Consider the following 24,618-nt stretch of genomic DNA (forward strand, 5'->3'; position numbering starts at 1 on the left):
ACCTTCTCCCAGAAAGCAGACCGCACATGAACGGCCGCACCGGCTCCTTCTTCGGCACCGTCCTCGGGCGGGTCACCATGTACCGCCTCGTGACGCTGTCACTCGGCACCCTCGCGATCTACGCCTTCGTGCTGTCGCTGTTCGGGCAGGTGTTCTACAAGCCGCTCGAGCTCCTCGCCACCCTGGTGACGCTGCTCCTCGTCGGCTACCTGACGAACCGCCTGTTCGGTGCGCTGTTCCAGGTGCAGCCGCACAGCGAGTCGTCCGTCATCACCTCCCTCCTGCTGTTCTTCATCCTGTGGCCGACGAGCGAGCCCACCGCGCTGGCCTGGATCGCCCTCGCCGCCACGGCCGCCTCGGCGTCGAAGTACCTGCTCGCGATCCGGGGTCGACACGTCCTCAATCCGTCGGCCATCGCCGCACTGGTGATGAGCGTATTGGCGAGCTACGTCACCCTCCCGGGCGTGTCACCGTCGGTCTGGTGGGTCGCCAACCCGTGGCTGCTGCCCGGTGTCGTGATCCTCGGCGGCCTCGTCCTCATCCGGACGAAGCGACTCACCATGGCACTCGTCTTCATCGTGCTCTCCTGGGCGCTCGTCACCGTCCGGCTCGTCACCGGTGGTCAAGAGCTGGGACCGGCACTGCTGGCTCCGCTCACGTCGTACCCGATCCTCTTCCTCGCAGCGTTCATGCTCACCGAGCCGCTCACGCTTCCACCGCGGCGCTGGCAGCAGCTCGCCGAGGCGGCGATCGTCGCGGTGTTGTTCTCCATCCCGTTCATGCTCGGCCAGGTGGCGTCGACCCCCGAGCTCGCGCTCATCGTGGGCAACGTGCTCGCGTTCGCCGTCGCCCGACGTCGGGGGATGCGTCTGACGCTCGAAGGCACCCGAGCCCTCACCCCGACGGCGGTCGAGTACCGGTTCAGCTCGAAGCGGTCGATCCCGTTCGCGGCCGGCCAGTACCTCGAGCTGTCGTTGCCGCACCGCGGAGCCGACGTCCGCGGCTCGAGGCGTGTCTTCAGCATCTCCTCGCCACCCGAGGACGACCGCACGATCCGCGTGGCGATGCGTGTGCCCGAGCGGGCCAGTAGCTTCAAACGGGCGCTGAGTGCGCTGCCGGTCGGCGCGAGCCTCTCGGCGACCGGCGTGTGGGGCGACTTCGTTCTGCCGAAGGACGCGAGCAAGCCGATCCTGCTCATCGCCGCCGGCATCGGGATCACCCCGTTCGCCAGTCAGCTGTCCCGCCTGCACCTCCGCGCCGACGAGCGTGACGTCGTCCTCGTCTACGTCGTGTCCGACGCGCAGGAGCTCGCCTACGCGGCCGAGCTCGAGACCTGGGGGACACCGGTGCTCGTCGTGGGACCGACGGACGACGTCCGGCTGCCGGACGGCTGGCGCGGCCTCGGACCCGGGCGCCTCGACCACGAACGCCTCGCCGAGGCCGTCCCGGATCTGGCCGAGCGTGAGGTCTTCATCTCCGGGCCACCCGCGATGATCGAGGCCCTGAAGCCCGCCCTGCGCGGGATCGGCGTCGGACACGTCCGCACCGACGCCTTCAGCGGGTACTGATCAGCGGGCTCGCGGACCCGACCCGCTCGGGCGTCGAGCGAGTGGCGGACGGGTTCCACGGGCGGCGCGAGCCTAGGATGGTCCACGTGATGCGGCGTTGGCTCCTCTGGTGCGGGTTCGGCCTCGTGCACCTCCTCGTCGGGTGGCTGTGCCTCGTGGCGGAGGGTCTCCCGCTCGGCGACGTCGTCCTCGTGTACCGGCCGTGGGTCGAACAGGCGACATCCGGCGGCCCGATCCCCGCCATCGACGAGCCCTGGGTCTATCCGATCCTCGCGATCGTGCCGATGCTGATCCCCCTGCTGCTCGGCAGTGCCTGGTACGGCGTCGGCTGGCTCCTGCTGGTGACCGGGATGAACGCCGGGGCGTTCGCGGTCCTCCTCGGCAACGGCCACTCACGCCCACGGTTGATCGCGGCGTGGTGGTGGCTCGCGTTCCTCCTCCTGCTCGGACCGATCGCGCTCGCCCGGATCGACTCCGTGACCGTCCCCATCGCGATCGTCGGGCTCCTCTGGGTCGCCGGCCGCCCGCGGGTCGCCGCCGTCCTCCTGACGCTCGCCGCCTGGATGAAGATCTGGCCGGCGGCCCTGATCGGCGCGATCGTCCTGGCGCACCGCCACCGCGGCCAGGTGCTGATCGCGGCGGCGGCGACGTCGGTCGTGGTCCTCGGGGTCGGCCTCGTGCTCGGCGGCGCGAACGCGGTCAGCTTCGTGACGGAGCAGACCGGACGCGGTCTCCAGATCGAGTCGCCCATCGGCAACGCCTACCTGTGGCTCGCCGTCCTGGGTGTCCCGCAGAGCTTCGTCTACTACGACCGCGACATCCTGACCTTCCAGGTGACGGGCCCGGGTGTCGACACGGCGATCGCCGTCATGACGCCGCTCCTCGGCCTCGCCGTCGCCGGCGCCGTGCTCCTCGGGGTGCTCGCGGTGCGATCCGGACGCCCGCTCGTGCAGGTGCTCGCGCCGTTGTCGCTCCTCTTCGTCCTCACGCTCATCATTTTCAACAAGGTCGGGTCGCCGCAGTTCGCGATGTGGTTGGCGGCACCGGTGATCCTCGGGATCGTCCTGCAGCGTCGGCGCTTCCTCGCGCCGGCCGTGCTCGCGCTGATGATCGCCGCGCTCACGCAGCTCGTCTACCCCTATCTGTACCTGTGGTTGCTCAACGTCGACCCGGTCCTCGTGACGGTGCTGACGGTCCGCAACCTCGCCTACCTGGTCCTCGCCGGTTGGGCCGTCCACGCGTTGTTCTCGCCGCACCACCACGACGAGGACGTCTCCTCGGTCTCCATCCCCGTCCCCGCTCGAACCCACAAGGAGTGACCATGCTCGTCGCCTTCTCCGTCGCCCCCAGCGGCACCGGCAACTCGGACGGTTCCGTCCACGACGCGGTCGCCGCGGCCGTGCGGATCGTCCGCGAGTCCGGCTTGCCGAATCGGACCGACTCCATGTTCACGACCATCGAGGGGGAGTGGGACGAGGTGTTCGCGGTCATCAAGGACGCCACCGAGGCGGTCGGCGCCTACGGCAGCCGGGTCTCGCTCGTGCTGAAGGCCGACATCCGCCCCGGCTACACGGGTGAGCTGACCGCCAAGCTCGACCGGCTCGACGCCGCGCTCGAGAACGACGGCTGAGCCCATCGGGCAGCGGTCGTCCGGTTTCGTCCGTCGGGACTCGAATCGATTCGAGGATTCCCGTACACTCGATCCATGCCCACCATCCTGGACGGGTCGACGCAGCTGTCGCCGACCCGTGTTCGTCTTGCCATCCTCGCGCTCGCCGTCGGGGCCTTCGGCATCGGTACGACCGAGTTCGTGGCGATGGGTCTGCTGCCGAACATCGCGACCGACCTCCTGCCCGAGCTGGCCGCTCGCAGCCAGGAACAGGCGAACGCGCAGGCCGCCTGGTTGATTACGGCGTACGCGCTCGGCGTCGTCGTCGGTGCGCCGACGATCGCCGCGCTCGTCGCGCGGTACCGGCGCAAGACCGTCCTGCTCTGGTTGGGCGTCGCGTTCACCGTCGGCACGCTCGCGTCGGCGGTCCTGCCGAGCTTCGGCCTCGTCCTCCTCGCCCGGTTCGTCGCGGCGCTGCCGCACGGCGCCTACTTCGGCATGGCCGCCCTCGTCGCCGCGAGTCTCATGGGGCCGGGGAAGCGCGGCAAGGGCGTCGCGCTCGTCATGACCGGGCTGACGATCGCCAACGTCGTGGGCGTGCCGTTCGCGACCTGGGTGGGCCAGGAGTTCGGATGGCGCTCCGCCTACCTCATCGTCACCGGCATCTTCGCGCTCGCGACCGTGACCATCTGGTTCGCCGTGCCGGTGCAGGCAGGCAACCCGCAGCAGACGATGCGTCGCGAACTCCGCGTCTTCCGGCGCGGCCAGGTGTGGTTCGTGCTCGGGTTCGGGTCGATCGGGTTCGGCGGGCTCTTCGCCGTGTACAGCTATCTCGCGCCCCTCGTGACCGAGGTCGCGGGGGAGTCGGCGACCCTCGTCCCATGGGCGCTCGCGACCATGGGGGTCGGCATGACGATCGGCAACCTGGTCGGCGGGCACCTCGCGGACCGCGGGGTGAGGCGGGCCCTCATCGTGTTCTTCGCGCTCATGATCGTGGTCCTGACGGCCCTGGCGCTCACCGCGACGTGGACTCCGACGATGTTCCTGTTCGTCTTCGCCGTCGGCTTCGCGTCTCAGGGCCTCGGCCCGGCCATCCAGACGAGGCTCATGGACGTCGCCGGCGACAGCCAGTCCCTTGCTGCAGCGCTCAACCACTCGGCGCTCAACATCGGCAACGCGCTCGGGGCCTTCCTCGGCGGTGTGGTCATCGCCGGTGGCCTCGGTTACCTCGCCCCGGTCTGGACCGGTGTGGTGCTGACCGTGATCGGCCTCGGGATCGTCATCACGAGCTTCACGGTCGAACGTCGGCAGCTCCGGCGCGAACTCCTGCGGGCGAACGACGCCGAGGAACGCCGGATCGCGGACCGCAACCCGCCGACGGCTCCGATCCCCGTCTGACCGATACCCGTCGCCCATCCCGGCCTGTGGGGTGCGGTAGGGCATGGTGCCAGCGCGGTGCGCTGACGCGAGCGCGACCCATACGCGTGAGCGCGGGTCTCCGGAGACCCGCGCTCACGTATCCGAGTAGCGCTCACGCCGCACCGTGCGGTCTCGCGTCAGCGCACCGCGCTGACGCCGACACCCGCGCGCTCGCGTCAGCGCACCGCGCTGCTAGTCGACGATGATGCCGTCGAGGATCGCCCGCTTGCGCAGGGCGACCTTGGTACCGACGTCGATGCCGGCGTTGCGGTACTTCTCGCGGATGCGCTTGAGGTAGCTCTTCGCAGTCTCGTCGGAGATGCCGAGGCTCTCGGCGACCATCTTCACGGGCTCACCGGCGGCGTACAGCGCCATGACACGACGCTCCTGCGCGCTGAGGCGGGGGCCGGTCCCGGAGGCTCCGCTCGCGAGGGCGAGGTCGAGCTCGGGGGAGATGTAGGACTCGCCGCGTGACGCCGCACGCAGGGCGTGCACGATGGTCTCGGCGTCCTCGCTCTTCGCGAGGTAGCCCAGAGCGCCCGCGGCCAGGGCTTCACGGACCACTGCCGGGTCGCTGTAGGTGCTCATGAGGACGGTCGTGACGCCCGTGGTCTTCAGCGTCGCGAGCTTCACGGCGACCGGGACGTTGTCCTTGAGGTCGACGTCGAGCAGCAGGACGTCGACGGGGAAGGCGGGGTGCGTCAGCAGCTCCGGCCAGGACGGGGTCACGACGACGAGTTCGATGTCGTCGGCGACGCTCCTGATCCACTCGGTGAGCGCACCGAGCAGCATCCGGTGGTCATCGACGATGCCGACCCTGATGCGAGACTCCTGTGACGTCATTGACGTTCCCCTTTCCGCTGGCCCGCAGCAGGATTGTCGACGGTGCTGTCGATCTCGATCCTGATCCGGGATTTCTGGTACGTGTCCGTAGAGCTGCCCACTCGTCCGAGCGCTTCCCACACCGCGGGATCCACCTTGGCGCGTTGCACTCCGACCGCTTCGAGGACGATCGGGATGACGAGCGCACCTGATCGGCCCGGTCGTTCGGAGCGGTCGACCGGTCCGAGCGTCAGCACAGCTCTGGCACTCTGCGCATCTGCTTCCCCGAGGAGCAACCATACTGCAGAGAGCAGTCCATCCCGCTGATCCGTTGCGAGATACGTCGCAAGTCGCTCGGGGTCGCGCAGGGTCGCGCTGTCCGACAACACGGATGACTCCTGGAACGCGTGCTCGAGCCAGGACTCCTTGCCCTCGGACATGAGGTGGCGCCGGAGCTCGGTCGCAAGGCGGGAGGCGCGCGCCGCGAGCTCGGGGCTGAGCGGGAGGTCGACCGAGCCGTCGGCGACACCGACGAACAGCTCCTCCGCTTCGAGGTCGAGGGTCACGAGTTCCTCCGAGTCGAAGAACCCGAGTGCGTCCCGGACGCTCGCGACGGTGGAGGCGACCATGACCCGGTCGAGTTCGAGGCGGACGATCCGGCGGTACTGGGAGACGATCGCGCAGGCGATGAGCGGTGGGACGACGGCGACCGCGGCGAAGAGCAGCTCCGCACCGAGGGTCGCGGTCTGGGTCCGCGTGACGGTGAGGATCGAGCCCACGAGCATCAGCCCGAGCATCACGGTCGCGGCGGCGACGTCGCGCACCGGGCGGAGGGTCACGACCGCGAGCAGGACGCCGCCGACCGCCGCGGCCGCCGTCGGATAGACGCCCACGGCGTCGCGACTCCAGACGCTCGCCAGGTCGAGCGCGGCGACCACCACCAGCTGGATCAGCAGCGCGACGAACAGCCGATCCGAGAGGTGGAACGCGGAGCGGCGGAGGAGGAGGAAGGTCGACACGATCGCCGCGGTGAGCAGCAGCCAGGCGACGACGCTGAGCAGTGGTCGCGGGTAGTGGTGGACCGAGCTGACGAAGCGGATCGCGGCGTAGACGACGAGGATGACGCCGGACACCGAGAGACCGATCCCCAGCTGTGTCGTTCCGAGTGACGAACGCTGCCGGTCGATGGCGCGACGATGACGGTAGCGCCGGGTCGGTCCGGTGGCCTCCTCAAGGGCGTCGACACTCATGCTTGCGGGACCTCCAGGATGACCGTCGTCCCGGCCCCGGGGGCGGAGAAGACGCGCGCCTGTCCGCCGACCTCCTGGATGCGCGCGACGACCGATTCCGCGACGCCGAGATGGCCGTCCGGCACTGCCGACGGGTCGAACCCGGTGCCGGTGTCGGTGATGAGGAGTCGGGCCGTCAGCTCGTCGATCGAGACCGTGACGTCTGCCGAATCCACGCCGGAGTGACGCCGGACGTTCTCCAGGCACTCCCCGAGAGCGAGGAGGAACGCCTCGCGCACGCGTGGGTCGAGGTTCGCCTGTCCACCGCCGTAGACGTTGACCGTGAGGCCGAGCCCGGCGACCCGGTCCGTCACGGCCTCGATCCCTTCGTCGAGGGTGAAGTCGACACCGCGCTGCAGGATGTACGAGCCGGAGGAGACGGGGGTCAGCTCCTCGCCGAGGCGGAGGCTGCGGAGCAGATGCGCATCGTTCCCGGCCTGCGAGCGGAGGGCGGCGCCATCGACGCCCCGACCGGAGTGGGCGAGCATGGTGAGGGTCGCGAGTGCGGTGTCGTGCAGGAGGCGTGCGTCCTGTCGCCGTTGCGACTCGGCCTGACTCGCGAGCCGCTCAGCGTTGTAGGCGTTGCCGATGGTGTCGACCCGACGGATGAGTCGGGGGATGCTCGTGTCGAGCCACCCGCCGAAAGCGCCGATCGCGATCCACACGACCGCGGTCAGGCCGATGGTCGGGATCGTGAGCGCGGTGGGCCCGGTGACGACGACGATGGTGACCGCCGTCACGACGAACGCGGTCAGGAGCAGCGGCCAGGTGCGACGGATCGGCACCAGTCGGGCCGCGACAGCACCCATCCCGAGGGAGGTGATCGCGGCGATCGCGCTCGCGGAGCCGACCTGGCCGGTGTTCCCGTCGGACAGACCGATGACGACGACGACGCCGACACCGACGAGGAACACCAGCAGGACCCACCGCTGACCGTCGTACTGCTCGGCGGCCACGTGGGTGAGGGCGAGGACGGCGACGAGGACGAGGAGGACGGCGTACCGACCGCCCGAGACGACGCCCGGGACGCTGAGGATCATCGCGGCCGTGACGCAGCCCGCGAGCCCGAAGAGGCGCGTCGTACGCAGCAGCAGCCGTCGCTGGGTCCTCGCCACCCGATCCATGCTCACGCTCCTCTGAGGAGTCACCTTATCGGGTGACACGGGCGCCGCGGAACGGTTGTCGGACAGACGGAGCGCGGCTGTCAGACGGCGAGGAGCCGGCTGAGATGCGGCGCGACCAGCGCGTTCTCGATGAGGAAGCCGTCGTGTCCGAAATCGGACCGGAGGACCGACGGTCGGGTGCCGTCGAGGTTGCCGGCGAGGTGGAGGGCGATCTCCTCCTGTCCACTGACCGGGAAGAGCCGGTCGCTGTCGATCCCGAGCACGAGCGACGGACCGGCGTAGGCCCGCAGCGCCGCGCCGACGCCGCCGCGATCGCGTCCGACGTCGTGGGAGTTCATCGCCTCGACGAGGGTCACATAGCTCCCGGCGTCGAAGCGTCGGGTGAACTTGTTGCCGTGGAAGTCGAGGTACGACTCGACGGCGAAGCGTCCACCATGCCCGAGCGGGCTCACGCTCGACTGCCAGCTGCGTTCGAAGCGGGCGTTCAACTCACCCGGGCTGCGGTAGTTGAGCAGGGCCATCCGTCGGGCGAGGGCGAGGCCGCGGTGCGGGCCCTCACCGTCCGGGGCGTCGTAGTAGTCGCCTCCCTGGAAGTGCGGGTCCGTGCGGACCGCTTCGAGCTGCACGAAGTTCAGCGAGATCTGGTCCGCCGTCGTGACCGGGGGTGCGGCGATCACGGCCAGTCGGTCGACGAGCTCGGGGTGGGTGGCGGCCCATTCGAGGGCGTGCATGCCGCCCATCGATCCGCCGATCACCGCGGCCCAGCGGTCGAGTCCGAGGTGTCCGAGCAGCCGGTGCTGGGCCTCGACCTGGTCGCGGATCGAGGTGTACGGGAATCGTGAACCCCACTCGACGCCGTCGGGCGCGAAGGAGGAGGGACCGGTGCTGCCCTGGCAGCCGCCGATCATGTTCGGCGCGACGACGAACCAGCGGTCCGTGTCGACGGCGAGTCCCGGACCGACGATGCCGGCCCACCACCCGGCGGTCGCATGCCCGTTGCCGGCGCCACCGAGGACGTGGCTGTCTCCGGTGAGCGCGTGGAGGACGAGGACCGCGTTGCCGCCGTCGTCGTCGAGGGTGCCCCAGGTCTCGTAGGCGAGTCTGGCGTGCGGGATGCTCCCGCCGTGCTCGAAGTCGAGGCGGCCGAGTGGGGCGAAGAGTCGGTCGCCCGGCCGATCGCCGTCGCGCCAGGCGCCGCTCGAGGGCGGGTTCGCGAGCAGAGCGCCGACCTCGGCTTCGGTCACGAAGCGGGAGGGCACGCTGTCTTCCGGGGTCTGCCAGTCCATAGGTCTCCATTGTGGCGTGCCCGGAGGCGTCGACCGGCCGTGTTACGTCACCCGATCCGCCGAAGTCGGCGCGGTGCGCTGACGCGAGTGCGCTTTCGCCGACTCCGGCGCACCGGAACGGGCTCGAGTGGCGGGGAACCGGCCCGACTGCGCAACGAACGACGCGAGCGCGGGTCTCTGGAGACCCGCGCTCGCGGCTGTGGGGTGCGCTCGCGTCAGCGCACCGCGCTGGCGCAACCGGGGAGGGGACGCGGTGGGACGGGCTCAGACCCGGGCGGCCTCGACGACCTGCTTCGCGGCGGTCAGACCGGCCTGGAGGTCGGCCGTGATGTCGTCGATGTTCTCGAGTCCCACCGAGAGCCGCACGAGCCCGGGGGTGACGCCGGCCGTGAGCTGCTGCTCCGGAGTGAGCTGTGAGTGCGTCGTCGACGCCGGGTGGATGACGAGCGAACGGACGTCGCCGATGTTCGCGAGGTGTGAGAACAACTGCAGGGAGTTCACGAAGGCGCGGCCCGCGTCGACCCCGCCCTTCAGCTCGAACGACAGGACCGCTCCGACGCCCTTCGGCGCGTACTGGTTGGCAGCCGCGTACCAGGGGCTCGACGGCAGACCCGAGTAGTTGACGCTGGCGATGTCGGGGTGGGCGTCGAGCCACTCGGCGACCTGCTGGGCGTTCTGCACGTGGCGCTCGATGCGGAGGCTGAGCGTCTCGATGCCCTGGATGAGCTGCCAGGCGCTCGCCGGGGCGATGGCCGCACCCAGGTCGCGCAGGAGCTGCACGCGCGCCTTGATGATGTAGGCGAGCGAGTCGCCCACGGCGTCGGTGTAGACCGCCCCGTGGTACGAGGGGTCCGGCGTCGTGAGGCCTGGGAACTTGTCCGCGTGCCCGGTCCAGGAGAAGGTGCCGCCGTCGACGATGACCCCGCCGATGACCGTGCCGTGACCGCCGAGGAACTTCGTCGCCGAGTGGACGATGATGTCCGCTCCGTGCTCGAAGGGTCGGATGAGGTATGGCGTGGCGATCGTGTTGTCGACGATCAGCGGGACGCCGGCCTCGTGCGCGACGTCGGCGACGAGGCGGATGTCGAGGATGTTGATCTTGGGGTTGCCGATGGTCTCCGCGAAGAACAGCTTCGTGTTCGGGCGCACCGCACGCCGCCACTCCTCGGCGTCGTCCTGGTTCTCCACGAAGGTGGTCTCGATGCCGAGCTTCGCGAGCGTGTACTTGAAGAGGTTGTACGTGCCGCCGTAGATCGACGACGACGACACGATGTGGTCGCCCGCCTGCGCGATGTTGAGGACCGCCGAGGCCTCCGCCGCCTGTCCGGAGGCGAGGAGGAGGGCGCCGCTGCCGCCCTCGAGCGCGCTGAGGCGCTCCTCGACGACGGCCTGCGTCGGGTTCTGGATGCGAGTGTAGATGTTGCCGAACTCCGCGAGGGCGAAGAGGTTCTTGGCGTGGTCGGCGTTGTCGAACACGTAGCTCGTGGTCTGGTAGATCGGCGTGGCCCGAGCCTTCGTGACCGGGTCGGGCGCTGCTCCGGAGTGGATCTGCTTCGTCTCGAACTTCCAGTCGTTCGTGGCATCGCTCATGGTGGATGGTCCCCTCTGCTCGGGTGGTCGGTGCTGCTCGGGTGATGGGTGCCGCCGGTGAGGCCGCTCGGTCCGACAGCGATGTCGCCGGGCGTGGCTCCGGGTGGTGCTCCGTCGTGACCCCGAGGCTACCGGCCCCGCCTGCACGCGCCAACCGCGCGGACACACGGCGTAACGGCTCGGCCCGGTGGCTACCCTGGAGGCATGACGACGAGACGTGTGGTGGTGACCGGTGCGAGTTCAGGGATCGGGGAGGCGACGGCGAGGCGTTTCGCGGCCGACGGTTGGGAGGTCGTGGCGGTGGCCCGCCGTGCGGAGCGGCTGGAGGCGCTCGTCGCGGACATCGGCGGCACCGCGGTCGTCGCCGACCTGACCGTGCAGGCGGACGTCGACGCGCTCGCCGCCCGGGTGGAGGAGCTCGGCGGCGCCCAGGCGCTCGTCAACAACGCGGGCGGTGCCTTCGGCCTCGCGTCCGTCGAGGACGGCGACGCGGAGGACTGGCGGCGCATGTTCGACATCAACGTCCTCGGCACGAAGCGCGTGGTCCAGGCGCTCCTGCCGATCCTCCGTCGGAGCATCCCGGAGGGTGGTGCCGCCACCATCGTCGGTGTCACCTCGATCGCGGGCCACGTCGCCTACGTGGGTGGCGGCGGGTACAACGCGGCGAAGTTCGCGGAGCGCGCGCTCTTCGAGGTGCTGCGGCTCGAGCTCAACGGCGAACCGATCCGGGTGATCGAGGTGGCGCCGGGCATGGTGCACACGGAGGAGTTCTCGCTCGTGCGCTTCGGTGGCGACCAGGACCGCGCCGACGCCGTCTACGAGGACGTGCCGGATCCGCTCTCGGCCGACGACGTCGCCGAGGCCATCGTCCACGCGACCTCGCTGCCGCCGCACGTCAACCTCGACCTCATCACGATCAAGCCGGTCGCCCAGGCCGCCCCGTACCGCCTGGCGAAGGGGCCGTTGCGCGTCGCGGAGTAACCCTTCGACAGGCTCAGGGACCGGTCGGGGGCTCGGGGGCTCGGGGACCGGTCGGGAGGTCAGTGACCGGTCGGGTGCTCAGCAGCGGGATCGATGCGTGGCTCGGGTCCCGTGTCGACCGGGGCCGCGTCCGCGAAGGCGAGTTTCGGGACGAAGCAGAGCAGGACGGCGGCGACGAGCGCGCCCGCCCCGCAGATCGCCCAGACCGTGAGATAGCCGGACAGGCTCGACGCTCCGGCCGTGACGGCCTGCGCGGCGCCGGCGAACAGGACCACGCCGAAGACGGCCGAGGCGAAGGAGCCACCGATCGTCTTCGTCGTGTTGGTCAGCGCCGACGCGACACCCGTCTGCCCGCGAGGTGCGGCGGCCGCGGCCGCGGCCGGCATGGCGCCGACGAGGGCACCGGAGCCGAGACCAGCGATCGCCATGTTCAGGAAGACCTGCCACGTCTCGAGGTGGAAGGGGAGGAACAGCAGGTACCCGACCGCGACGAGTGATGCGGCGACGATGAGCGCGATCCGAGGCGTCGCCCAGCGCGACACGAGTGGGAACAGGAGTGCACCGACGATCATCGAGACCAGGTAGGCGCCGATGAGCGTGGAGATGTCACCGGCGTCGAGCCCGAGGCCGTATCCGTTCTCCCGCGGTGTCCCCGCATAGGTGCTGAGCGGCGCCTGGGCGCCGAGCAGGCTGATCCCGATGAGCCCCGCGGTCAGTTGCACCGGCCACATGTTGGGTTGCCGCAGCACCCGCAGGTCGATCGCCGGGTCGGGCTGCCGCAGTTCATGTCGCCCGAACGGCAGGAACGCGAGCACGCCGATCGCGATGAGCCCCCACACCCACCACGTCTGCGGACCGTTGAGACGCAGGAAGGTGAGCCCCGAGGTGATCAGGAGGAGCGCGAGGCTGAGGAGCACGAAGCCCGCGAGGTCCAGGGTCCTGCCCGGCAGGGGTTCGGACTCGGGGACGCCGAACAGGATGGCGAAGAAGACGAGGGTCACCGCGACGGCCGGCAGCATCATCGTGAGTGGGATGTCGCCGCCGAGGGCGGTGAGGATGCGTCCACTCGACAGCGCACCGATGATGGCCCCGGCCTCGAGCGCCACGACGAGGAGGCCGGCGGCCCGCCGGGTCTGCGAGGCCCCGGTGCCGGAGCGGCGGCCCCGCTCGAAGATGAGTGCGATCTCGAGCGGCAGCCAGACGACGTAGAAGCCCTGCAGCGCCCAGGCCGCGAGGAACGACCCGAAGTCCCCGGCGACGACGAGCCACCAGCTGGCACCGGCCGTCAACACGGTGGAGACGAGGAGGACCCGCTTGTGTCCGAACATGTCGCCGAGCTTCGCGAGGATGGGGACGACGAGTGCCGACACCAGCAGCTGCGCGGCCTCGAACCAGTTGAAGTCCGCGTCGTGGATGCCCAGGTGCTCGACGAGGTCGGGGATGAGCGGGACGTAGTAGCCCTGCAGGACACCGCTCGTGATCTCGACGAGGAACAACCAGCCGATGAGTCCTGCGGTGATACCAGCTGCCGACCCACGGATCGACGTCCGCCATCCGGTCGCCGAGGCTCCGCCGGTCGTCGTGCTGTCTCGCGCCATGTGGGGATGGTACAGGCGGCCCGGCCGGCAGGATAGCGTTGGGGGATGTCGACCGAGAACCCCAGCGCAGCGTCCCCGGAGCGAGAGGTCCTCGACTGGCCCACGTTCGGTGACGCGGCCCGCGAACTGTCCAGTGCGATCGTCGCGAGCGGGTTCCGGCCCGACTCCGTCGTCGCGATCGCGCGCGGGGGGCTCCTGCTCGCCGGTGCCATCGCCTACGCCCTCGACGTGAAGGCGTGCGGCGCGCTGAACGTCGAGTTCTACACCGGGGTTGACGCGCGTCTCCCCGAGCCCGTCGTGCTCCCGCCGCTGCTCGACGTGGCCGGGTTGCCGGGGAGCCGGGTGCTGCTCGTCGACGACGTGTCCGACTCGGGTCGCACGCTCGCGATGGTGCTGGAACTCATGCAGGCGAGCGGCGCGGAGGTCCGCACGGTGACGCTGTACGAGAAGCCGCAGACGGTGCTCCGTCCCGACTACGTGTGGAAGCGCGTCGACCGCTGGATCTCCTTCCCCTGGTCGACGCTGCCGACGATCACGGCCTGATCGTCCCCGCCTGATCCGGGGTGCCGGGTAGGGTCTCAGGGTGAGTGTTTTCCTCCTCGGCGGTCCGGCCGCCCCAGAGACCGAGTCGACCGTCTACGCAGCGTTCATCGCCGAGGCGGCCGCGCTCGCGGTCGTCGCCGGTCGGTTGGCCCCGCGCATCGCGATCGTCGTCGTGCACGACGGCGATGGACTCGAGCAGTCCGCCGCCCTGGAACGTGCCGTCGCACGCTCCGGTGAGATCGAGGCGATCCGCGTGGTCGTCCGCGAGGGCGGTGTGGTCGCGCAGGCTCAGCTGGCCGAGGTCGACGGGATCGTCGTCGGCGGCGGGCTGCCCTCGGCCTACGCGGAGGCGGTCGCGCCGGTCGCCACCGACATCCGACGCCTCGTCGCGTCCGGTCTGCCCTACCTCGGCATCTCGGCCGGCGCGATGATCGCCGCCGAGCACGCGATCATCGGCGGATGGCGTGTCGGCGAGGTCCCCGTGAGCCCCGAGGCGGCGTCCGAGGAACTCGACGAGGTCACGATCGGCGACGGTCTCGGGCTCGTCGATATCGCCGTCGAGGCGCACGCCGCTCAGTGGGGCACCCTCGGGCGGCTCGTCGCCGCGACTGAGGCCGGGGTCGTCGACGGCGGGGTCGCGATCGACGAGAACACGGCGCTCGTGGTCGGGCAGGGGGCGCTCTCCGTCCTCGGCGGCGGCAGCGTCTGGCAGGTCTTCACCGCCGAGCACGGGGTCGTCGTCAGAACGATCGGTGCCGAGCAGCCGCAGCAGCAGTAGGCCATGACGAACGGGATCCTCGGCGGTACCCCGGCACAGCTCGCCGCGGCGGGGTCGATGGACGAGGGCTGGGCCGACGCGCTCGCGCCTGTGGCCGATCGTCTTGCGACGATCGACCACTGGCTCGCGGCGCAAGCGGCGGACGGTGCCCGATGGTTGCCGGCCCCCGAGCTCGTCCTGCGTGCCTTCCGCACGCCGTTCAGCGCGGTCCGGGTCCTCATCGTCGGGCAGGACCCGTACCCGACACCGGGTCATCCGATCGGCCTGTCGTTCGCCGCGGACCGGGATGTGCGCCCGCTGCCACGCAGCCTCGCGAACATCCACCGGGAACTCCGCGACGACCTCGGTGTCCCGACGCCGGAACACGGCGATCTCAGTCCGTGGACCCGACAGGGCGTGCTGCTCCTCAACCGCGTCCTCACAGTCGAGGCGGGTTCCGCCGGTTCCCACCGCCGACACGGCTGGGAGGCGGTCACGGAACAGGCGATCCGGGCGCTCGCCGCACGCCCCGCACCGCTCGTGTCGATCCTCTGGGGTAAGGACGCCGAACGACTGGCCCCGCTGCTCGAATCATCGAACGACCCCGACCGTCACGTCATCGTCTCGGCGCACCCGAGTCCGCTCTCCGCCTCACGCGGGTTCTTCGGCTCGAAGCCGTTCAGCCGCACGAACGATTTCCTCGTCTCCCGCGGCGTGGACCCGATCGACTGGTCGCTCGACTGACGACCGGGTCGGGGTCGGCCGCAAGGGCTGTCCGCCGACCCACCCGCTCGTTAAGCTTGGGGGATGTTGGAAGAGGAGTACGAGCCGAGGCGACGGCTGCCGCCGCACCTGCGCAAGCCGCCGACCCCCGAGACCCCCTTCGCATTCACGATGCGCGACGCCACTGCGGCCGACCTGCCCGACGTCCGGGCGATCTACAACCACTACGTCGCCAACAGCATGGTCACCTTCGACGAGGACGCGATGACCCTCGCCGAATGGCGCTCCAAGTTCGCCTACCTGCAGCGGCTGCAGCTCCCGTTCATCGTCGCCGTCAACCCGACCGGACAGATCCTCGGGTACGCGCTGTGTGCGCCGTGGAAGCAGAAGCGCGCCTACCGCTTCACGGTGGAGAGCTCGATCTACCTCGGAGCCGCGGCGACCGGCAAGGGCCTCGGCACCGATCTGCTCGGTGAGCTCATCGAGCGCTCCAAGGCCGCCGGGCTCAAGGAGATGCTGGCCGTCATCGCCGACAAGGGCGCCGAGTCGTCGATCGCCCTGCACGAGAAGTTCGGGTTCACCGAGGTGGGCCGCATGGGCCGTGTCGGGTTCAAGTTCGACCGCTGGATCGGCACGGTCCTCCTCCAGAAGTCCCTGAAGCGCTGAACCCGTCGACGCCTTTCGACAGGCCCAGGGACCGGAACCGCCCGGGAACGGGGACCGGAACGGGCAGGGAACGGACGGGCTGTGGCCACCGCCGCGCCTAGGCTGGTCGCATGGCGGAACTCCACGAGCTGACGGCGCTCGAGCAGTGGCAGGCGTTACAGCGGGACGAGGTCTCACCGACGGAGCTCGCCCGGCACTACCTCGACCGCATCGAGCGCCTCGACGACGCGATCGGCGCCTTCACCTCGGTCGCCGCCGGATCGCTCGCCGAACGCGTGGAGGCGGTCGAGGCACTTCCTCGGACAGCACCGCTCTGGGGACTCCCGATCGGCGATAAGGACCTCGTGTCCCGTGCCGGTCAGCCCGTCCGCTTCGGGTCGCGGCTCACAGCGGATCTCGTGGCGACGTCCGACGACGAGCTCGTCGGCGTCCTCGACCGGGCCGGTGCGGTGAGCCTCGGGAAGACCGCGACCCCGGAGTTCGGGCTCTACGGCTACACGGAGCCGCTCGACGGGACACCGACCCGGAACCCGTGGGCCCTCGACCGTGGGGCGGCCGGGTCGAGTGGCGGGGCCGCAGCAGCCGTCGCCGCGCGGCTCCTCCCGTTCGCCCCCGGCTCCGATGGCGGCGGCTCCGTCCGCATTCCTGCGGCCGCCTGCGGGCTCGTCGGCCTGAAGCCCACGCGGGGGCTCGTCCCCGCGGGCTCCGGTGTCGACCGACTCGCCGGCCTCGTCGTCCCCGGGCCGATCGCCCGGACCGTCGCCGACGCGGCCCTCCTGCTCGACGCGATGATCGAGCGCGTACACGGACGCATCGACCACCACTTCACGCTGCGCGCACCCGACGCCGACGACGGACCGCTGCTCGGGCACGCCGTGCGCGGCGAGGGCCGGTTCCAGCTGGCGGTCCTCGCCGGCTCACCCTGGGACAGCGCCTTCGAGCTGGCGGTCGACCCTGAGGCCCTCGCGGCCGTCGACGTCGCCACCCGGGCGTTCGCCGCGATGGGGCACGGCCTGGAGGAGCTCACCCTCCGCGACGCCGAACGGTACCCGGCCGACTTCACGACGATCTGGCAGGCCTCGGCGGCCGGTGTGCCGGCGACCTCGGAGGCGGAGCTGACGCTCCTCGAACCCATCACGAGGTCCCTCGTCGAGCGCGGTCGGGCCCTGCCGGCGACCCGGCTGATGGAGACGCTCGCCAGTCTCCACCGGTTCGAACGCAGCGTCCTCGCGCAGTTCGCACCCTTCGACGCGATCATCACGCCGGCCCTCGCCCAGACGCCACGTCCCATCGGATGGTACGACCAGGACTCGCCCGAGCTGAACTTCGAGCAGCAGGTGCGCTATGCGCCGCACACCTCCTTCGTGAACGCGACCGGCCTGCCGGCCATCACGCTCCCGGTGCACGAGACGTCCGAGGGACTGCCGATGGGCGTTCAGCTGATCGGGCGTCCCGGCGGCGAGGCGACCCTGCTCGCCCTCGGTGCGCAACTGGAGCGGCGCCTGCGCTGGCAGGACCGCGTCCCGTCCGTCGCCCGCTGACCCGTCGCCCGCTGACCGATCGACGTGGACCCCGCGTCGCAGCGCTCCGTATGACGTGATGTGACACCGCGGCCGGACCTCGCCCCTCCCGCTGCGCCTAGGGTGCTCAGACGGCCCGGTCCGGACGGACCGATCGCCGCCGCACCGGAGGAGTCGATCATCAACGCACCGTCCAGCCCGACGCAGTCCCACCCCAAGCAGCTCATCCTCAACCTGTTCGAGATGAACTGCGTGAGCCACATCACCCACGGCCTCTGGCGCCTGCCGGACAACCGACGCGACCAGTACACCGACATCCGGTACTGGACGACGCTCGCTCGGACGGCTGAGGCGGGCGGGTTCGACGCGATCTTCATCGCCGACGTGGTCGGCGCCTACGACGTGTTCCGTGGCGGCCCGGCCGACGCCCTGCGCGAGGGCCTGCAGATCCCGAACAACGACCCCCTGCTCGTCGTCCCCGCGATGGCCGCCGTGACCGAGCACCTCGGCTTCGGCATCACCTTCTCGACGAGCTATGAGCCACCGTTCGCCTTCGCCCGTCGCATGAGCACCCTCGACCACCTGACGAACGGCCGCGTCGCGTGGAATATCGTCACCTCGTACCTGCCCAACGCCGCACGCAACTTCGGCCTCGCCGAGGAGATCCCGCACGACGAGCGGTTCGCGATCGCCGAGGAGTACCTGGACGTCCTCTACAAGCTCTGGGAGGGGTCCTGGGACGACGACGCCGTCATCCGTGACCGGGAGGCCGGCGTCTACTCGGACCCCGACAAGGTGCGGTACATCGACCACGTCGGGCGCTACTTCCAGGTCGCCGGACCGCACCTGTCCGAGCCCAGCGCGCAGCGGACACCGCTGCTCTACACCGCGACCGCCTCGCCGGCCGGCATCGCGTTCGCCGGACGGCACGCCGAGGCGGTGTTCACGGGCGTACGGGGTCCCGGCGGTGCAGGACCGCTCTTGGAACGGTTCCGTGCGGCGGCGGCCGACAACGGACGCGACGGGGCCGCGCTCAAGATCGTCGTCCAGGCCGCCGTCATCGTCGCGCCGACGCAGGAGGAGGCCGAGGCGAAGGCCGCGCAGTACCGGGAGCACGCGAGCATCGTCGGCCGGTTCGTCCACGCCGGGCTGCCGTTCGACCCGGAGGCGCACCCGGAGGACCGGACGGTCGCCGAGGCGCTCGCCGCAGAGGGGGTCCCGGCCGACGCGCTCCCGCCCCAGGTGACGGCCGGCACCGTCGGCGAGTTCATCAGCCGGGTCGGCAGCGACCTCGAGCGGGACTTCTTCGCCGTCGGCACCCCCGAGGTCGTGGCCGACGAGATCGAGCGATGGTTGGACGAGGTCGGCATCGACGGCATCAACCTGCGGCAGTACCACAGCCTCGACACGCTCACCGACTTCGTCGAACTCGTCGTGCCGGAGCTGCGTCGCCGTGGGCGGCTGCGCGACGCGTATCGACCGGGGGAGACGCTCCGTGAGCGCCTGACGGGCGGGGCGGCCCGGCTCCCGGACGACCACCCGGCCGCACGATACCGCGGAGGACGGAACCTCGGCGACCGGCACGACGGGACGGTCGACGGTCACACGGCGTCATCGAGGGAACCCGTGGGAAACCTGTCGTAACAGAGCAGCGGGGTGGCCCGGTGCGCCGTCCAGGATGGGCAACCACACCGGCACCGCACCGGACCACCCCGACCCACAGGAGTACCCGTCATGACCCGAACCACCAGACGGCGAGCACGACTCGCCGCCGCAGCCCTCGTCGCCGTGAGCATCGCGCTGACCGGCTGCTCGGCGGCGTCGGCCTCGTCCGACGCGGACGGTGGCAGCCTCACCTACCTCGATGCGGAGATCCCCACCTCGGCGCAGGTGCAGGAGGCGGGCACGTGGCAGACCCGTGCGCTGCAGCAGAACATCACCGACCGCCTGCTCTACCGGAACGCGGAGACGGGCGAACTCGAACCGTGGATCGCCGACTCCTGGACCGTCAGCCCCGACGGTCTCACGTACACCTTCGTGATCCGTGACGGCGTCACCTACAGCGACGGCACCGCCGTCGACGCCGCGAGCGTCGCGAAGAACCTGAACTGGCAGTCGACCGGCGACGAGGCGAAGGGGACGACCCCGAACGCACAGTTCCCGTCCGGTCTCGTGGCGACGCCGGACGACGCGACCAGCACCGTCACCGTCGTCCTCGCCGCACCCTACGCGCCCTTCCTCAACGTGCTCACCGGGTGGGGATCCGGGCTCGTCGCCGACGCCACGATCGACGCGAGCAAGGAGGAGCAGTCGAAGTTCGTGAACCTCATCGGCTCCGGTCCCTTCGTCGTCGCCTCCGAGACCTACGGCAAGGAGATCGTGCTCGACCGTCGTGAGGGGTACGCCTGGGCCCCGCCGTCCTCCCCGAACCAGGGCGAGGCGCACCTCGCCTCGGTCACGGTCATCCCCGTGCAGGAGGACAGCGTCCGGCTCGGCACCCTGAAGTCGGGCGAGGCGGACGTCATCCGCTACGTCCAACCGAGCGAGGAGCAGGGGCTCGTCGACTCCGGCTACGACATCGTGTCCAAGACGGGTGTCGGTCTCAGCAACCAGTGGTTCCTCCGCAGCCAGGCGCCGTTCCTCGACGACGTCGACGTCCGCAAGGCGCTGCTGCACGCGATCGACCGTGAGCAGATCATCGAGACGCAGTACACCGACAGCTGGACGCCCGCGACGTCGGTCCTGTCGCCGGGAACCTTCGGCTACGTCGACGAATCGGCGAAGTTCGCCTACGACCCGGATGCGGCGAACCGCCTCCTCGACGGCGCCGGCTGGACCGAGCGCGACGCGGACGGCTACCGCACGAAGGGCGGCGAGCGGCTCACGGTGAAGACCTACATCGACGTCTACGACAACACGGCGAAGAGCCTCTTCCAGCAGATCCAGAACCAGTTCAAGGACGTCGGGATCGAGCTGTCACTCAACGAGCTCGACTACTCCACCTACTGGGCGACCGCGTTCGCGGACCCGGAGGTCGGAGCGCTCCGAGTCGGTTGGCCGCACCCTGACCCCTCGAAGGGCCTCAGCGAGTATTACAGCAAGGACGGCTCCGACCTCCTCGGTCTCGCCGGCTCCGACACGACCCTGCAGTCGCTGCTCGACGCGCAGAACGCGGCGACCGACGACGACACCCGTGCGGCGATCCTCGGACAGATCCAGGACCACCTGATCGACCAGGCCTACGTCGTCCCGATCCTCAACGACAGCCAGGTGTTCGTCACCCAGCAGCGGGTGAAGGGCTTCTCCCTCACCGACGGCGCCCTGCCGGAGTTCTACAACACCTCGATCGAGGACTGAGCGAGCGTGAGGGCCGTCGACCGGACGGCCCTCACGTCTCCGGTCCCGTCCCTTTCCGAGAGGAGGCCCCACATGTCCAACCAGCATCCGAACGCCAGCGCGGCGGACACGCGACGCCGGCAGTACCGCGAGTACGTGATCAGGCGCGTCGCCCAGGCGCTCCTCGTGATCGCCCTCGTCTACACGCTCGTCTTCTTCACCCTCTTCGTCCTGCCCGGCGACCCCATCGAGAACAAGCTGACGAGCCCGCTCAACCCACTGCCCCCGTCCGCCGGCGAAGCACTGCGGGCCTACTACCACTTCGACCTGTCGCCGATCGAACAGTTCGTGCTCACCGTGAGCCGACTCTTCCAGGGCGACCTGGGGTACTCGCTGGTCAGCGGTCGTGCCGTCTCGGACCTCGTCGCGCAGGGCTTCTCGGACACCATCGTGCTCGCAGGCGTGGCGTTCGTCATGACGATCGTGCTGTCGCTCGCCATCGCACTCACCGCCGTGTACGCCCCCGTCAGGGCGATCAGGAGCATCGCGGCCTCAGCGCCCATCGCCTCCATCTCCGCGCCGAGCTTCCTCATCGGCTTCGTGCTCCTCGCGATCTTCTCCTTCCAGCTCGGCTGGGTGTCGTCGGTGCGCGATCAGGGCTTCGTGTCCTACGTGCTCCCGGCACTGACCCTGGCGCTCGCCGTCAACGGTCCGTTGACGCAGGTGTTGATCCAGGGACTCCGGAAGGCTGCAGACGAACCCTTCGTCACCGTGCTCCGCGCGAAGGGGACGAGCGAGGTCCGGATCGCCCTCGGCCACGTCCTGAAGAACGGTGCGATCCCGTCGATCACGATGCTCGCCCTCGTCGTCGGAGAGCTGTTGGCCGGTGCCGTCGTCGTCGAGGCCGTGTTCACCCGCACCGGCCTCGGATTCATCACCTTCGAGAGCGTGCGCGATCAGGACACCCCGGTGATCCTGGCCGTCGTCATCCTCATCTCCTCCATCTACGTCGGCATCAATCTCGTGACCGACCTCGTCTACCCCGTCCTCGACCCGCGCATCGTCCGCCCGGGGCATGGGCGGTCCCGACGCTCCCGCCTCGCCGGGCCGACGGTCGCGACAGCGGCGGTGACGGGGACGGCAGTACCCGGCGGTATCCCGACGAAAGCGAGCGTGGACGCATGAGCCTCCGACTCCGACCGGACCGCGACGTCACCGCGGCCGACGACGGGCCGGACGCGTTCCGTCGACTCCTCGGCCGCCTCGGGGTCGCTGACGTCCTGGCGATCATCGTGGTCGGTCTCGTCCTCGTGTCCGTGGTCGCACCCGGCCTCCTCACGCCGTACGACCCGCTCGAGCCCGACGACGCCAACGCGCTCGCCGCTCCATCGGTCGCGCACTGGTTCGGAACCGACTCCCTCGGTCGCGACCTGCTGTCACGGGTGATCCACGGCACCGGTCGGACCCTGCTCGGCTCGGCGGTCGCCGTCCTCATCGGTCTCGGCGCCGGCACGGTCCTCGGTCTCGTCGCCGCGTCGTTCGGCGGTCTCGTCGACGCCGTCATCAGCCGGATCGTCGACGTACTGCTCTCGATCCCCGGGCTGCTCCTCGCGATGGTCGTCGTCGTGGCGCTCGGCTTCGGCACCCTGAACGCGGCCGTCGCCGTGGGGATCTCCTCGATCGCGGCGTTCACCAGGATCATGCGCTCCGAGGTGTTGACGGTGAAGGACCTGCCGTTCGTCGAGGCGAGTCACCATCTCGGCGGTTCGCGGGCGTACGTCCTCGCCAAGCACGTCTTCCCGAACTCGTACTCCGCGGTGCTGTCGCTCACGGCCCTCCAGTTCGGACTCGCGATCATCTGGATCTCCTCGCTCAGCTTCCTCGGGTACGGAGCTCCGCCGCCCGACCCGGAGTGGGGTCTGCTCGTCTCCGAGGGTCGTCAGTACGTCGTGTCCTCGCCGTGGCTCGTCGTCGTCCCGGGCCTCGTGATCGCCGTCACCGTGCTCGCCATCAGCCGTCTCAGCCAACTCACCCGCGAGAGGACCACCGCATGAACCAGGCAGCCCTGCAGCACAGCGCACTCCACGTCGTCGACGCGGCTCCGGTGCCGTTGCTCGTCGACGGACTCGCCGTCGGGTACCGGACGCGCGGCTCGAGGGGGCCGACCGACACGGTGCGCGACGTGTCGTTCCAGGTGGGACGCGGCGAGACGGTGTCGCTCGTGGGCCAGTCCGGTTCGGGGAAGAGCACGATCGCCCGTGCGGTCGCGGGGCTCCTCCCCGGCAACGGCTCGGTCACCGCCGGTCGGGTCACGGTCGCCGGACACGAGGTCGCCGACTTCTCCCGGAAGCAGTGGCGCCCCCTGCGCGGCTCGACGCTCGGTTTCATCCCGCAGGATCCGCTGAGTTCACTCGACCCGCTGCAGCGGATCGGCGTGCAGATCGCCCAGGCGGTCCAGGTGGCGGGCGACACCCCACGCTCGGAGGTCCCCGCGCGCGTGATCGAGTTGCTCGAGCACGTGGGCATCCGTCAGGCCTCGGCCCGCGTGCGGTCCTACCCGCACGAGCTCTCGGGCGGGCAGTTGCAGCGGGTGCTCATCGCGATCGCCATCGCGGCGAGGCCCAAGCTGCTCATCGCCGACGAGCCGACGTCCGCGCTCGACGTGACCGTCCAACGGCGCATCCTCGACCTCCTCGACGGCCTCCGGCAGGAGCTCGGGCTCGGGATCCTCTTCATCACCCACGACCTGGCGCTGGCGCAGGAGCGCAGCGACGCGATCGTGGTCCTGCAGGACGGGAACGTCCGCGAGTCGGGCCCGGCCGAGGAGGTGTTGCTCGCACCGCGGCACCCCTACACGGTGGGGCTGCTCTCCGACTCGCCCGCGTCCTCGCCCTTGCGCTACCGGGAACGCATCCGCGCTGCGGCCGAGCAGGTGCACGCGGAGCAGCGCGGCGAGACGAACGCGGCGCCCGCGGTGGTCGAGGTGTCGCACGTGTCCAAACGGTTCGGACGCGATCCGCAGGCGCCGCCCGCACTCGACGGCGCGTCGCTTGTCCTCCGTCCGCGTTCGATCCACGCGCTCGTCGGCGAGTCCGGGTCGGGCAAATCGACGCTCGCGCGCATCGTCGCCGGGCTCACCTCCTTCGACGACGGCTCGGTGCGGGTCGTCGGCCGGGAACTCCCGCGTGACAACGCCGTCGCCAACCCCTTCGCGCGCGACCTCCAGCTGGTCTACCAGAACCCGCTCTCGGCGGTCGATCCGCGGTACACCGTCGGACAGATCATCGAGGAGCCCCTGCGGATCCACGGGGTGCGGAGCGCCGCCGAACGCCGGCGCCGCGTCGCGACCATCCTCGACCAGGTCGCCCTCCCCGCGAGTGCGCAGGGGCGTCGTGCACGGGAGGTGTCGGGCGGTCAGCGCCAGCGGGTCGCACTCGCGAGGACGCTCGTCCTCGCACCGTCGGTGCTCGTCCTCGACGAGCCCACCTCGGCGCTCGACGTCTCGGTGCAGGCGCAGATCGTCGAACTGCTCCTCGACCTCCGGGACGAGCACGCGCTCAGCTACCTGTTCATCTCGCACGACCTCGGTCTCGTCCGGCAGATCGCCGACGAGGTGACGGTGCTGTCGACCGGGCGCGTCGTCGAGTCGGGCCCGGCCTCGGCCGTCCTCGGACATCCGCAGCACGCGTACACTCGGGAGCTGCTCGACGCGGTGCCGCGGTTCGACGTCGAGCGGCTCGATCCGAGCCGGTTCGAGGCCGTCGGATGAGCGCACCGACCACGGAGC

At 70.3% G+C, this 24,618-nt stretch carries 21 protein-coding genes; 15 read left to right on the plus strand and 6 right to left on the minus strand.

Features of this window, described 5'->3' with window-relative positions:
• Nucleotides 1–26: 26 nt before the first annotated feature.
• From HOW07_RS15355 to HOW07_RS15370, 4 genes are all read left to right on the plus strand, one after another.
• Nucleotides 27–1,568, plus strand: a complete 1,542-nt coding sequence (locus HOW07_RS15355) for an FAD-dependent oxidoreductase (RefSeq protein WP_175117754.1) — start codon at nt 27–29, stop codon at nt 1,566–1,568.
• 89 nt (nt 1,569–1,657) lie between these two features.
• Nucleotides 1,658–2,887, plus strand: coding sequence for a glycosyltransferase 87 family protein (locus HOW07_RS15360; protein WP_254628420.1), 1,230 nt, complete (start codon nt 1,658–1,660; stop codon nt 2,885–2,887).
• Between the two features lie 2 nt (nt 2,888–2,889).
• Nucleotides 2,890–3,198, plus strand: a complete 309-nt coding sequence (locus tag HOW07_RS15365) for a thiamine-binding protein (protein WP_064295260.1) — start codon at nt 2,890–2,892, stop codon at nt 3,196–3,198.
• 75 nt (nt 3,199–3,273) lie between these two features.
• On the plus strand, nt 3,274–4,575 hold the full coding sequence (locus HOW07_RS15370; RefSeq protein WP_175117756.1) for an MFS transporter: 1,302 nt from the start codon (nt 3,274–3,276) through the stop codon (nt 4,573–4,575).
• Between the two features lie 213 nt (nt 4,576–4,788).
• On the opposite strand, the gene HOW07_RS15375 is transcribed toward HOW07_RS15370, so the two are convergent.
• The 5 genes from HOW07_RS15375 to HOW07_RS15395 all read right to left on the minus strand — a co-directional run bounded on the left by HOW07_RS15375 (nt 4,789) and on the right by HOW07_RS15395 (nt 10,707).
• Entirely contained in the window at nt 4,789–5,439 is a 651-nt protein-coding gene (locus HOW07_RS15375) for a response regulator transcription factor (RefSeq protein WP_056012577.1), read from the minus strand.
• Nucleotides 5,436–6,668 (minus strand): hypothetical protein, encoded by a 1,233-nt coding sequence (locus HOW07_RS15380; RefSeq protein ID WP_175117757.1) that lies wholly within the window; start codon nt 6,666–6,668, stop codon nt 5,436–5,438. Before HOW07_RS15380 ends, HOW07_RS15375 begins: the two co-directional genes overlap by 4 nt.
• Nucleotides 6,665–7,822 carry a sensor histidine kinase gene (locus HOW07_RS15385; protein ID WP_175117758.1) on the minus strand — a complete coding sequence of 386 codons (1,158 nt, stop codon included), beginning with the start codon at nt 7,820–7,822 and terminating at the stop codon, nt 6,665–6,667. Before HOW07_RS15385 ends, HOW07_RS15380 begins: the two co-directional genes overlap by 4 nt.
• 89 nt (nt 7,823–7,911) lie before the next feature.
• On the minus strand, nt 7,912–9,117 hold the full coding sequence (locus tag HOW07_RS15390; protein WP_064295264.1) for a homoserine O-acetyltransferase: 1,206 nt from the start codon (nt 9,115–9,117) through the stop codon (nt 7,912–7,914).
• Nucleotides 9,118–9,381: 264 nt separating this feature from the next.
• Nucleotides 9,382–10,707: a bifunctional o-acetylhomoserine/o-acetylserine sulfhydrylase gene (locus HOW07_RS15395; RefSeq protein WP_064295265.1), complete on the minus strand. Its 1,326-nt coding sequence runs from the start codon at nt 10,705–10,707 to the stop codon at nt 9,382–9,384.
• A gap of 204 nt (nt 10,708–10,911) precedes the next feature.
• On the opposite strand from HOW07_RS15395, the gene HOW07_RS15400 reads away from it, so the two are divergent.
• Nucleotides 10,912–11,688, plus strand: coding sequence for an SDR family oxidoreductase (locus tag HOW07_RS15400; RefSeq protein WP_175117759.1), 777 nt, complete (start codon nt 10,912–10,914; stop codon nt 11,686–11,688).
• 59 nt (nt 11,689–11,747) lie between these two features.
• Here HOW07_RS15400 and HOW07_RS15405 read toward each other — a convergent pair whose 3' ends face one another.
• Nucleotides 11,748–13,286 (minus strand): MFS transporter, encoded by a 1,539-nt coding sequence (locus tag HOW07_RS15405; RefSeq protein ID WP_175117760.1) that lies wholly within the window; start codon nt 13,284–13,286, stop codon nt 11,748–11,750.
• 45 nt (nt 13,287–13,331) lie between these two features.
• On the opposite strand from HOW07_RS15405, the gene HOW07_RS15410 reads away from it, so the two are divergent.
• The 10 genes from HOW07_RS15410 to HOW07_RS15455 all read left to right on the plus strand — a co-directional run bounded on the left by HOW07_RS15410 (nt 13,332) and on the right by HOW07_RS15455 (nt 24,600).
• Complete coding sequence (locus HOW07_RS15410; RefSeq protein ID WP_071262460.1) at nt 13,332–13,829, plus strand: phosphoribosyltransferase; 498 nt, start codon at nt 13,332–13,334, stop codon at nt 13,827–13,829.
• Between the two features lie 40 nt (nt 13,830–13,869).
• Nucleotides 13,870–14,607, plus strand: coding sequence for a Type 1 glutamine amidotransferase-like domain-containing protein (locus HOW07_RS15415; protein WP_064295268.1), 738 nt, complete (start codon nt 13,870–13,872; stop codon nt 14,605–14,607).
• Nucleotides 14,608–14,610: 3 nt separating this feature from the next.
• Nucleotides 14,611–15,330, plus strand: a complete 720-nt coding sequence (locus tag HOW07_RS15420) for a uracil-DNA glycosylase (RefSeq protein WP_175117761.1) — start codon at nt 14,611–14,613, stop codon at nt 15,328–15,330.
• Nucleotides 15,331–15,393: 63 nt separating this feature from the next.
• Nucleotides 15,394–15,975, plus strand: a complete 582-nt coding sequence (locus tag HOW07_RS15425; protein ID WP_064295270.1) for a GNAT family N-acetyltransferase — start codon at nt 15,394–15,396, stop codon at nt 15,973–15,975.
• A 110-nt stretch (nt 15,976–16,085) separates the two neighbouring features.
• Nucleotides 16,086–17,516, plus strand: a complete 1,431-nt coding sequence (locus tag HOW07_RS15430) for an amidase (RefSeq protein WP_175117762.1) — start codon at nt 16,086–16,088, stop codon at nt 17,514–17,516.
• A gap of 102 nt (nt 17,517–17,618) precedes the next feature.
• A complete protein-coding gene (locus HOW07_RS15435) occupies nt 17,619–19,139 on the plus strand; it encodes an NtaA/DmoA family FMN-dependent monooxygenase (protein ID WP_371743696.1) in 1,521 nt (506 codons plus the stop codon).
• A 90-nt stretch (nt 19,140–19,229) separates the two neighbouring features.
• A complete protein-coding gene (locus HOW07_RS15440) occupies nt 19,230–20,852 on the plus strand; it encodes an ABC transporter substrate-binding protein (RefSeq protein WP_175117763.1) in 1,623 nt (540 codons plus the stop codon).
• 72 nt (nt 20,853–20,924) lie between these two features.
• Nucleotides 20,925–22,016, plus strand: a complete 1,092-nt coding sequence (locus tag HOW07_RS15445; RefSeq protein ID WP_217485358.1) for an ABC transporter permease — start codon at nt 20,925–20,927, stop codon at nt 22,014–22,016.
• Nucleotides 22,013–22,885, plus strand: a complete 873-nt coding sequence (locus HOW07_RS15450) for an ABC transporter permease (RefSeq protein WP_079002782.1) — start codon at nt 22,013–22,015, stop codon at nt 22,883–22,885. The genes HOW07_RS15445 and HOW07_RS15450 overlap by 4 nt, the downstream gene beginning before the upstream one ends.
• Nucleotides 22,882–24,600: an ABC transporter ATP-binding protein gene (locus HOW07_RS15455; protein WP_175117764.1), complete on the plus strand. Its 1,719-nt coding sequence runs from the start codon at nt 22,882–22,884 to the stop codon at nt 24,598–24,600. Before HOW07_RS15450 ends, HOW07_RS15455 begins: the two co-directional genes overlap by 4 nt.
• The last annotated feature ends 18 nt before the right edge of the window (nt 24,601–24,618 follow it).

This window comes from Plantibacter sp. MCCC 1A11337 (assembly GCF_013349365.1).
GTDB lineage: Bacteria > Actinomycetota > Actinomycetes > Actinomycetales > Microbacteriaceae > Plantibacter > Plantibacter flavus_A.